Raw genomic sequence first — 12264 nt, 5'->3', positions numbered from 1 at the left:
AAGATCGCAGGGCTCACGGCGGACCATTAGCCTGTAGGTAACCAATCCACGAATAACAGAGTGGCCACATGCCGGGAACTGTTAAATCAAAGCTCTTTCCAGATGCTGTCAAGAAAATACAAATGTGCCATGCCGAGAGAAGAAACTTTCTTGTAATCGTCTCTTGACAACGGTCACTTCATAACAGGCTTTGCGGGGATTTGTGCACCAAGTCCGTGCCGGCCGAGCGCTGAAAAGGTCCGGAGACTTGGTGCAAAGGGAACGAAAGAACAAGGGTCTGCGGGGATTCGTGCACCAACCCCGGGCCGAAAAAACAGGAAAAGGCGGCCCGGGCACCGCCCAAGTTGGCGCCCCATTGCCGGCAAAGCCATGTATATCCGTTACGAGGCGCCAACATTTCGCCCTGAGGCGCCTCTGCCCGTCGGCCAAGTTGGCGCCCCATTGCCGGCAAAGCCTTATGCCTCCGTTGCGAGGCGCCAACATTTTGCCCTGGAGCGCTGCCGGTCACCGGCCGAGTTGGCGCCTCGGTGCCGGCAAAGCCTTATGCCTCCGTTACGGGGCGCCAACATTTTGCCCTGAGAATCGGCCGGGCATCGCCCATGTTGGCGCCCGTTTGCCGGCAAAGCCTTATGCCTCCGTTACGGGGCGCCAACATTTTGCCCTGAGAATCGGCCGGGCATCGCCCATGTTGGCGCCCGTTTGCCGGCAAAACCTTATGCCTCCGTTACGGGGCGCCAACATTTTACCCTGAGGCTCGGCCGGGCATCGCCCATGTTGGCGCTCTTTTGCCCGCAAAGCCTTGTGCCTCCGTTACGGGGCGCCAACATTTTACCCTGAGAATCGGCCGGGCATCGCCCATGTTGGCGCCCGTTTGCCGGCAAAACCTTATGCCTCCGTTACGGGGCGCCAACATTTTGCCCTGGAGCGCAGCCGTTCACCGTCCGAGTTGGCGCCTCGGTGCCGGCAAAACCTTATGCCTCCGTTACGGGGCGCCAACATTTTACCCTGAGGATCGGCCGGGCATCGCCCATGTTGGCGCTCTTTTGCCCGCAAAGCCTTGTGCCTCCGTTACGGAGCGCCAACATTTTACCCTGAGGCTCGGCCGGCAGCCGGCAAAGTTCGCGCTCGGCTGCCCGCAAAGCCAATAAATTCGGTTTTCATGCGCGAACCCCGGTGCCGAGAAGAGCAGAAAGCCGGCCCGCCGGCCGGCACCTGCAGCTCATCCGCCGGCCGCCAAAAAACAATAAAAAAACGAGCAACCTCAGTTGCTCGTCCATGGTGCGCGATCAGGGGTTCGAACCCTGGACACCCTGATTAAGAGTCAGGTGCTCTGCCAGCTGAGCTAATCGCGCATATTCATTTTTTAACCGCTTCATGCGACTCATTTAGTATAACTCAGAAATCTCAAGAAGTCAAGCACTTTTTTTTAAAAAGTTTTTTCAGTCGCTTCATGCGACTCATTTAGTATAGCCGGAAACGGGGGCAGAGTCAAGTGCTTTTTTTATTTTTTTCAAAAAAGTTTTCAAATCTTGCACGGAAAGTTTGCAAAAGCTTTACATGCATATTGCAAACACAATAAAATCAAGCCTTTCAACCACAAATCCTGTAGAAAGCATTGAATTTTCCAAAATGCTGTTGTATAATTTTCAATGAATATTTGTAAGAGCTTATTAATTAGAGCGGATAATACATTTGGGAGGTACAATAGTGTTCTGTAGTAATTGTGGCAACAAAATTGCTGATGGTGCTAAATTCTGCAGCGTCTGTGGAGCTAAAGTGGCATCCACCGGACTGGAATCAGCAACAGAGCATCCCGTAAAAAATAGAAATCAACAGGCTGCCGGCGAAACGAAGACGGCAAAGTCAGCGGATCATGGTTTTAGCATGAATCTGGATTGGGATGACAGCGACACACACGCGCCAAAAAGAAAATCAGAAGTGGCATTCGACTGGAGCTCGGTGGTAGATGACCGAAATTCCAGAAGACGCCCGCGCAAGGAAGTCCGTTCTCCGTGGGAAGATTATTCCGACGAATTTGAAAGCGTGCCAAATCGGTCGGCTTCGTCCGGCACCTCTTCTTATCGTGCGCCGGAAAAGAAGACTTCCTTAGAAGAAGAACTTTTCGGAAAGGAAGAACCGTCCAGAGACCGCAGCCGCACCATGAATTTCATCGATGTCCTGAAGCAGGAAAAAGATGAACAGGAGCGGGCGGAATACGAGAACCTGAGAAAGAATGTCCCTGCAGATTCCTTTGAGGACACCGCATATCCGGAACGGAGAGAGTCCGTTCTTCCGGAATCTCAGAGAGAGCACACCCAGGGATACACGGATCTGAAGGACGACATCATCGCGGAGATGGACAAGCGGGATGGCGCAGCGACTTTTGAGGAACAGTTGGCAAAAATTCGTGCGGAGAGAGAAGAAGCTCGGAAGCAGGAAGTGGCTCCGGAGAAGCCGCAGAACTTTGTCGAGGACTCCGAGCAGGAGTTTGACCGTATTCTCAGCGGCATGAAGTCTGAGAAGAAGCGCGCACCGAAGCAGGATAATTTGGAATCCATCTTCAGCGGCGGATCCAATATCTTCGAAGACGAAGCGCCGAAGGCCCCGGAAAAAGCAGATCGGAACGCCGTTTTCCACGACTACGAAGATTCTTTTACCAGCGTGGATACACCGTCGGTGGAAGATGAATATGACAACATCCGGCTGAACCACCTGGCAGATGAAGATGAGCAGGAGCCGGAACAGGAAGCGGCAGTGAAGCCGGCGGAAAAAGGTTCCTACGATGATTTCTTCTTCGGGGAGGATGACGTGGAGCTGAATCCGGCCGAACTGGACGATGAATCCGAGGAAGAGAATGTCGCAGCGGGAATCGATCTGTTCGGCGACGCCTTGACTCCGGAAGAACCGGCAAAAGAAGAGTCCGACGTGGAAGATGCCTATGCCGGATTTGACGAATATTTGGATTACGTTCCAAAGAGAAGAGCTTCTCGCGCGGCAAGAGTCGAGGAACCGGATGATTTGGATGACGATGATGAGGATTTCTCGCTTGACGACGCTGCGGAAGAGAAGACCCCGGTAAAAGAAACCCCAGCGACCGCTGAGGCGACCGAGGCTCCGGCAGCACCAAGCACCGACGAGAAGGAAGCGGTGGATGATGAAATCGCAGCCCTTCAGAAGAAGCTGGAGATGCTGCTGAAGCAGAAGAGCGGCGAAGCGGCGGAAGAAGCACCGAAGGAACCGACAGTAGAAGTAGAAGCAACTCCGGTAGAGACCGCACCGGAGGAAGTACCGGCAGCAGAGGTTTTGGCCGAGGAAACGGCGGAAGTTGAAGCGGAAACACCGGCAGATGACGCCGGCGTGGATGAATACAACGACGGTGCCATGGACTTCGACTTGGAAGCCGAGCTGGATAACCTGAGCGCGCCGAAGGAACTGGAAGCGCCGCAGGTAGAAGAGAGCTACAGCGATTCCTACATGGATGGAATCGCGGATCAGAATACCGGGGTGCAGAATGATGACGTAACGCCGGTACTGAACATTCAGGATGCAGTGAACAACGATGCGGCGGCGGATTCTGCTTTTGCGGAAAACGAACAGCTGGATTTGGATAAAGAACTGGCACAGCTGGGTTTTGACCTGGGTGTGGATACCACACCGGAAGAACCGAAGGAAGAAGAAATCTTCTTCAATGCGGAAACCATCGATACCGGTGACAACAAGGGAAGCGATACCGTGGTACTGCCTTCCGAGGATATTCTGAATCAGGCGGCAGCGGCGAAAGATCAGAACTCCATGTCCCTGGAGGATTTGGAGAACGACATCTTTGGCGGCGCACCGGATGCAGACGATTTGGAAGCTACCCGCAAAATCGACAAATTCTACACCCTGTATCGTAAGAACGAGGAATTCCAGAAACTTCTGGATGCGGAATACAGCAAGCTGCAGGGCGAGGATATCGACGACGATGTGACCGATGCCATGAACAGCATTCTGGGAACTCAGCCGGAAGCACCGGTACAGGAAGCACCGCAGGCTCCGCAGATGCAGTCTCAGATGCAGGAGGCGGCTCCGCAGGAGAATCCGTCTTCCATGAGCCTCAGCGCTGCGGTAAACGCGGCGGCACCGTCGGCACCGGCGGAAGCCGTACAAGAGACCGGAAAGAAGGCAAAGAAGAAAGCCAAGAAGGTGAAGGAAGAAGCAGATTACGATGAGAAGGGCGGAAGCGTGCTCACCGTTATCGCAATTGTTGTTGCGGTTCTGCTGGTGGTTCTCCTGGGAATCATTCTGATCCTCAACTTCGCTCCGGAGAGCGGCATTGCCCAGACGCTGAACGAGGTGATTGGAAACTACACCAACTTCTTCGCAGACGGCGGCGGTTTCGGCGGATTGATGTAATAAAAGCATTTTGCGGCGGTTCACAGAAACTCGCCCTAAAGACACAGAAAATTTAATAGAATTACATGCAGCGGTGGCGCGCCTATGACGGACGCTGTCGCTGCTTGTTCGTTTTTTTAAAGCGTCCAACGCAGCAATGGAGTGGCGATATGAAGAAAAGAGATAAGAAGCCAAAGGGAATGGACCGAATTCATCGGCCGAAGAAAGGGCTCAGTTTCGTCGTGATGGTAATCGTGGTGATTCTGGTGCTGCTCATCGGCTGCGCCGGTTTTCTCACCAACTGGATGTGGTTTGACAGCCTGGGATTCGAAAAGGTGTTCTGGACGAAGTTCCTGAGCCAACTGGAAATTGGGGTGCCGGTGTTCCTGGCAGCCATGCTTCTGGTGCGCATTTACCTGAAGAGCTTGAAAAAGCATTATTTCATTGAAGTCGAGTCCCACGAGATTCCGGATGAAAAGCGCCTCAATAAGATCTCCTGGGGGATGTCGGTGGTATTCGGCCTCCTGGTGGGACTCTCCGCCGGCGCCAGCACCTGGATGGATTTTCGGCAGTTTGCCAACGCCACATCTTTCGGCCTGAAGGACCCGCTCTTCCATCTGGACATTTCCTTCTACGTGTTTAAATTGGCATTCCTGACCAAAGCCAACAACATCGTGCTGGGAATCGTGGTGGGCATAGTGATCATCACACTGCTGTACTACGGAATCCTGATGACGGTGCGTACCCCGGATGTGTTCGAACGGGAGCCGGAAGAACCGGAGGGCTCGGAAACGCCGGAAGAGAACGCAATTCCTTTTACCCGTAAATACCGGAGTAAGCGCAGCAGCATGCGCACGCTGGATTTGAACAACAGCAATATGAGCCAGCTGCTTCACATCGCGTCGGGGAAACTGACACTGCTGGGAATTATTTTCTACTTGATGGTGGCGATGGATTTCCTGATGCGGCAATTCGATCTGCTGCACGTCCACACGGGTGCGGTGTACGGCGCGGGTTTTACGGATGTAAATGTGAAGCTGTGGGTGTACCGGCTGATTATGGTGCTTTCGATTGTCGGCGCGGTAACACTTTGTCACCACATGCACCGGAAGGAGCCGAAGAAGCTGGTGAGGATTCCGATTGCAATCGTTGTGGTGGGCCTGCTGGGCGGTGTGGTGAGTTTTGCGGTGCAGAATCTGCTGGTGAGCCCGGACGAAATCAATAAAGAAAGCAAATATCTGGAACGGAATATTTCTTATACCCGTCACGCCTATGGGTTGGACAACATCAAGGTGGAGGAATTTCCGGCAGAGCATAATCTGAATCGGCAGGCGATTCGGAATAACTCCCAGACCATCACCAATATTCGAATCAACGATTATGAGCCGGTGCAGGATTTCTACAATCAGACTCAGAGCATCCGGCAGTATTACGATTTCAACGATGTGGATATCGACCGGTACAACATCGACGGGGAACAGACCCAGACGTATCTGGCAGCCCGGGAAATCAACGAAAGCAAAATCAGTTCCACCTGGATTAACCGCCATCTGAAGTATACCCACGGTTACGGTGCGGCGGTGTCCCGAGTGGATGCGGTTACGGCCAACGGTCAGCCGGATATTATTGTAAAGAATATTCCGCCGGAATCGGAGGCGAAGGATACCGATATTACCCGTCCGGAAATCTATTTCGGCGAATTAACCAACGATTACGTAATCGTGAATACCGATGAGCAGGAATTCGATTATCCGAACGGAAACGAGAACAGCTACAGCACGTACAAGGGGAAAGCGGGAATCAAGCTGAATCTGTTGAATCGGATTCTGTTCTCCGTACGGGAGGGCAGCATGAAACTGCTGGTGTCCTCCAATGTGAACTCCGACTCCCGGATTATCATCAACCGGAACATCAAGGATCGGGTGGAAAAATTGATGCCGTATCTTTCCTACGAGAAGGATCCGTATATGACGGTGGTGAACGGCAAGCTGTACTGGATTGTGGATGCGTATACCACCAGCTCCTATTACCCTTATTCCGAACCGTATTCCGGCGAGGTGGGTTCCACCAACTACATTCGGAATTCCGTAAAGGTTGTGGTAGATGCCTATAACGGAGATACCACCTTCTACGTGGTGGATCAAGACGATCCGGTGGCGCGCACGTATCAGAAAATCTATCCGACTCTGTTCAAGGATGTAAAGGAGATGCCGGAAGGCATCCGGAAGCATATCCGCTATCCGAATTCGCTGCTGAAGATTCAGGCCGGTGTGTACACGAAATACCACATGGATCAGGTGAAGGTATTCTATCAGGATGAAGACCTGTGGGATATCGCACACCAGATCTACGGCACAGAAGAGAAGGAAATGGATCCGAGCTACTTCATCTTTGAACTTCCGGACGAAAAAAAGGCGGAATTCATCAACATGATTCCGTTCACACCGAAGTCCAAACAGAACATGACGGCCATCATGATGGCACGGAACGACGGAAATCGGTACGGCCAGCTGCTGGTATATAAGTTCCCGAAGAACAAGACGGTGTACGGGCCGATGCAGATCGAGGCCCAGATTGACCAGAATACGGAGATTTCCAAGGAATTCTCCCTGTGGAATTCCTCCGGTTCCAAATACCGGAGAGGCGACCTGTTCGTCATTCCGATCAACAACTCCATCATGTACGTGGAACCGGTGTATCTGGAAGCGTCCAACCAGGCGATTCCGGAAATGAAGCGGGTAATCGTAGCCTACGGCGACAAAATCGCGTACGAGTCCACCTTAGAAGATGCGTTGGCGGATCTCTTCGGAGAGGACGAGAACGGCGGACAATCCCAGAGTGCATCCGCGTCTTCCGGTAAAAACAATTCCGGAAAGTCCAACACCAAGGAGTTAATTCAGAAAGCCAACGAAGCCTACGAGAACGCAGTGAACGCCCAGAAAAGCGGAAACTGGAAGAAGTACGGTGATTATCTGGACGAGCTGGAGAAGTATCTGAACCAGTTGGAAGACCGGAATTAATAATATTACGCTATATGTTAAAGAAGGGTTGAGAGGAGAGAAAAATGTTAGATTTTGATTTGGACAAAATGCTTTTTACCATCCCGGCAGAGAAACACGATGAGAAGGAGATTGCGGCCATACTGGAGGCCCATCCGGAAGTAAAGTTCGTGTCTCTGACGGGCGTGGATCTGGGAAACCACAACACCGACGAAAAGATTCCGATGAAGGCATTTGTAGAGGACATGGCAAAAATTCTGTGGGACGGCGTTCAGACCGATGGATCCAGCGTAGCGCTTCCGCTGATTGCCGAACTGTCCAATGCCAGAGTGGACATCCTTCCGGACAAGGAAGTGAACTGGTACGTGGAGTACAACTTCATGAACATCGATTACAAAACCGGACTTCCGGTGGGAACACTGAGAATTCCATCCTTCCTGAGACACAACAACGAACGGATGGTAGGTTCCCGAATCTATGCGAGAAGATTGACGAAGAAGTTCCGTCGGGGACTAATGGAACTGATTCAGAACAATCCGTATGTAACGGACTACATCGGCGGATTGGATTCTCCGGAAGATATTGAAGATGTGGTGCTCACCAGCGCCACCGAACTGGAATTCTGGGTAAAGACGCCGGATGACCGGGCGGACCGGGATCAGCTGTACACCTCTCAGGAACTGAAAGAGCAGTATTGGAAGCGCACCATCGGACCGGTGGGAACGGCGATGGAACAGACCCTGGAAATTCTGGACCGCTACGGATTCGAAGTGGAAATGGGACATAAAGAAGTGGGCGGCGTCCGTGCCAAGATGGGCAACAGCGGCGATTTCGACCATATCATGGAACAGCTGGAAATCGACTGGAAGTACTCCAACCCACTCCAGGCGGCGGACAATGAAAGCCAGATTAAACATATCATCCGAGATGTATTCCGGGCCAACAACCTGGAGGTTACCTTCCTGGCAAAACCGATGCAGGGCGTTGCCGGAAACGGGGAACACACCCATCTGGGCGTGATGGCAAAGCTGAAGAACGGCAAGATGATCAACCTGTTTGAACCGATCGACCGGGAAAAGGATTTCATGAGTCCGATTGGATACGGTTCCCTGATGGGAATTCTGCGGAACTATGAAATTCTCAATCCGTTCGTGGCACAGACTCACGATGCCTTCCAGAGACTAAAGCCGGGATACGAAGCGCCGGTATGCGTGGTTACATCCCTGGGAAGAGACTGCGTAACCCCATCCCGGAACAGAACCGTATTGATCGGCGTGGTTCGGGATATGAAAAATCCGATGGCCACCCGTTTCGAACTGCGTTCGCCGAACCCGCATTCCAACACCTATCTGATTATCGGTTCCGCTTACATGCTGATGCTGGATGGAATTCGCTCGGTGCTGGAGAACAAGCGAACACCGCAGGAATTGGAGAAGGCCATCTCCAAAAAGGCGGGGGAAGAGGACATCTATCTGGAAAAGGATCGTCAGTATCGTTCCGAAGAAAACGTATTCACGTATTATACGGAAGAAGAGAGGGAACAGCTTTTCGGCAAGGCACCGGCAACGGTATGGGAGAACTTCAGAGCCTTTGATGAGCACCGAGACGAACTGGTAAAGATTACCGGAGGAGACGACACCATCGCCCTGATCATCCGTTCTTACCGGGATCAGATGACCTTGAAGTGGAGCACGGAATTCCACGATCGGTTGATTCCGAACACCATGAATTTCGTTCGCCAGTGCGTGAAGGCACACACCGAGAACAGTGCAACGGATTACGATATCATGAACTGGAGACAGGTCAACGACCTGAGACACCGTCTGGGAAAGGATTATATCGGAAAGAAATCCATCCTGTCCCAGGCAAAGCTGGCACTGGACGAAGAAAACTTCCAGCTGGCTTCCGACCTGGAATTGGAAATTCAGCATTTGACGGAAGAGCTCCGCGACCTGTATAATGATTACCAGAAGAATCTATTCTAATCACAAATAATTAATTCTGTATCAGAAAGAAGAAGGATAAAAAATGCTAGACGTTAAACGAATCAGACAGAACTTCGATGAAGTGAAAAAAGATGTAGAAAGACGCGGCAAAGGCGATTTCGGCATGGAAGACGTACGGAAGTACGACACCGAGAGAAGAGAATTGCTGGCGGAAGTGGAGCAGCTGAAAAACAGACAGAATACCGCTTCCCGAGAGGTTCCGAAGCTGAAGAAGGCCGGAGAAGATACCACCGCCCTCTTCAAGGAACTGAAGGAGCTTAGCCAGCGCATCAAAGAACTGGACGGTAAGGTCAGCGAGGCGGAGGAAAACCTTCACAATGCCCTTCTGGGCGTGCCGAACACACCGAATAAGGAAGTTCCGGACGGTATCGACGATTCCGACAACGTGGAGATTCGGAAGTGGGGTGAACCAACCGAGTTTTCCTTCGAACCAAAAGCACACTGGGACATTGGTGAGAACCTGGACATCCTGGACTTCGACCGGGCGTCGAAGCTTTCCGGTGCCAGATTCACGGTCTACAAGGGCCTGGGCGCTCGGCTGGAGCGAGCATTGATTAACTTCATGCTGAACCTGCATACCGAGGAACAGGGATACACCGAAATCCTCCCGCCGTTCATGGTAAATGCTGCGGCAATGACCGGAACCGGTCAGCTGCCAAAGTTCGTGGACGATATGTATCACCTGGAAGGTGTGGATGAATACCTGATTCCGACCGCCGAGGTTCCGGTAACCAATCTGAGAGCCGGCGAAATTCTCAGCGGCGACGAACTGCCGGTATACTACACGGCGTATACCCCATGCTTCCGTAAAGAAGCGGGTTCCGCCGGAAGAGATACCCGCGGCCTGATTCGTCAGCACCAGTTCAACAAGGTGGAAATGGTGAAGCTGGTTGCGCCGGAGACTTCCTACGATGAGCTGGAGAAGCTGACCCTGGATGCGGAAGAAGTGCTGAAGCAGCTGAAGATTCCGTACCACGTGGTACGCCTGTCTGCCGGAGATCTGGGATTCTCCTCTGCGATGACTTACGATATCGAAGTGTGGATGCCAAGCTACGGAAGATATGTTGAGATTTCCAGCTGCAGCAACTTCGAGGATTATCAGGCGCGGAGAGCGGATATCCGGTTCAAGAGGGACCGGGATACCAAGCCGGAATTCGTCCATACGTTGAACGGCTCCGGACTGGCAGTGGGCAGAACCGTTGCGGCCGTCCTGGAGAATTACCAGCAGGAAGACGGCTCGGTCATCGTGCCGGAGGTACTGCGCCCGTACGTGGGAACCGACGTAATTCGATAAAAACAACTGAAGTCACCCCGGATATTCCGACTGGTCGGAGGTCCGGGGCCTTTTGATTTTATTTTTAGGAAAACGAAAGAACGAGGGACGGAAAATGAATAGAAGAACGGTGACGGATTTTCTGGTGGAACACAAGCGCCAAGATCCCATATCCTTCCATATGCCGGGGCACAAGGGGCGAAGCCGGCTGTACAAGGAGCTTGGGTACGGCGATTTTCTGAAGAACATCATGGGCAGCGACATTACGGAGATTCCGGGGGCGGATGCGCTGACCCGGCCGGAGTCGGTGATTCGCCGGGTGATGGAGAATTATGCGGCGCTGTACGGCGTGCGACATACGGAGCTTCTGGTGAACGGGAGCAGTACCGGATTGATTGCATCTGTTTTGGCGACGGTGCCTCGGGGCGGCAAGCTGATTATGGGACGAAATTCTCACAAATCGGTGTTCTCGGCCCTTCGCCTGGGGGGCATTGAGCCGGTGTACGTAAAACCCTTGACGGATGAGAAGACCGGGCTGCAGGGGGCGATTTCCCCGCGGGATGTGGCGGCGGCGCTGCGAGAACATCCGGATGCATCGGCGGTGCTGGTGACCAGCCCCAATTATTACGGGGTGCTTTCGGAAATTGAAGATATCGCTCTGGAAGCTCACGCGGCGGGAAAGGTGCTGATCGTGGATCAGGCCCACGGTGCCCATTTGAAATTCTTTGACGAAGGCGCTCGAAAAAAGCGGGCGGCAGAAAACCTGCGGGCGGATCTGGTGGTGAACAGCACGCACAAAACCCTGATGTCTTTTACGGGGACCGCCATCCTCAACGTGTGCAGTGACCGGGTGGACGTTTCCCGAATTTCGGAGACGGTGCGGATGCTCCAGACCACCAGCCCTTCCTACATTCTGATGGGGAGCTTGGATGTGAACGAGAAAATCCTGCGCTGCGGTCGGGAACTTTTTCAGGCGTGGCAGTCCGACCTGCAGTATTTCTATGAGAATTACCGGTCCGTTACCGGCCTTTCGGTTATCGAGAACCGGGAGCTGGACCGGAGCAAAATCAACCTGAACATGAAGCCCTACGGTTTCGGCGGCGAGCGGCTGGCGGCGGAGCTGCAGGAGCAGAACATCTGGGTGGAAATGGTCCACGGGGATTACGCCATGCTGATGACCGGTCTGGGAAACGAGCGCCGGGATTACGAAAAACTGCTGGAGGCCTTGCAGTATATCAGCGGCAAGTACGGGATTACGGAAAACGAGACGGGGCGCAGCGAAGACGTTCTTGCATTTAATCTGGAGCAAGGCCCGATTCCGTCAATAAAAGAACGAATTCCGCTGGCGGAGGCGGCCGGCCGCCGTCTGTACGATTCCCTGATTCCGTATCCGCCGGGGATTCCTCTGGCCTGCCCCGGTGAAATTCTGACAAAAGAAGCGGTTCAATACCTGCAGGAGCGGGTTCGCCGGAACGAAACGGTAATCGGCGTAGATGAAACCGGATATGTGTGCGTCGCACCGGAAGTGTAAGCGGGCGAAAAGCTGCTTTTGGGGGAGAAAAATGAAGAAAAATCTTGAAAAGTGTGACAGAAACTAAACATACAAAAGTGA

The 12264-nt window shown here is 52.8% G+C and carries 5 protein-coding genes and 1 tRNA gene; 5 read left to right on the top strand and 1 reads right to left on the bottom strand.

Features of this window, described 5'->3' with window-relative positions; translation table 11 throughout:
- Positions 1-1276: 1276 nt before the first annotated feature.
- Positions 1277-1352: transfer RNA gene (locus tag FYJ65_RS06660), tRNA-Lys, on the bottom strand.
- Between the two features lie 355 nt (positions 1353-1707).
- Between FYJ65_RS06660 and FYJ65_RS06655 the strand changes: the two genes are divergently transcribed.
- The 5 genes from FYJ65_RS06655 (at position 1708) to FYJ65_RS06635 (ending at position 12183) form a co-directional block, all read left to right on the top strand.
- Entirely contained in the window at positions 1708-4395 is a 2688-nt protein-coding gene (locus FYJ65_RS06655) for a zinc ribbon domain-containing protein (protein WP_206157344.1), read from the top strand.
- A gap of 149 nt (positions 4396-4544) precedes the next feature.
- Positions 4545-7394, top strand: coding sequence for a UPF0182 family membrane protein (locus FYJ65_RS06650; protein ID WP_235898222.1), 2850 nt, complete (start codon positions 4545-4547; stop codon positions 7392-7394).
- A 44-nt stretch (positions 7395-7438) separates the two neighbouring features.
- On the top strand, positions 7439-9358 hold the full coding sequence (locus FYJ65_RS06645) for a glutamine synthetase (protein WP_154554564.1): 1920 nt from the start codon (positions 7439-7441) through the stop codon (positions 9356-9358).
- Positions 9359-9401: 43 nt separating this feature from the next.
- On the top strand, positions 9402-10673 hold the full coding sequence (serS, locus tag FYJ65_RS06640; RefSeq protein WP_154554563.1) for a serine--tRNA ligase: 1272 nt from the start codon (positions 9402-9404) through the stop codon (positions 10671-10673).
- Between the two features lie 94 nt (positions 10674-10767).
- Positions 10768-12183, top strand: coding sequence for an aminotransferase class I/II-fold pyridoxal phosphate-dependent enzyme (locus FYJ65_RS06635; protein WP_154554562.1), 1416 nt, complete (start codon positions 10768-10770; stop codon positions 12181-12183).
- Positions 12184-12264 lie beyond the last annotated feature (81 nt).

The sequence above is a fragment of the Mogibacterium kristiansenii genome, from assembly GCF_009695905.1.
GTDB classification, from domain to species: domain Bacteria; phylum Bacillota; class Clostridia; order Peptostreptococcales; family Anaerovoracaceae; genus Mogibacterium_A; species Mogibacterium_A kristiansenii.
Note: the sequence above shows the minus strand (reverse complement) of the source record. Positions and strands in the feature narration are given on the sequence as shown.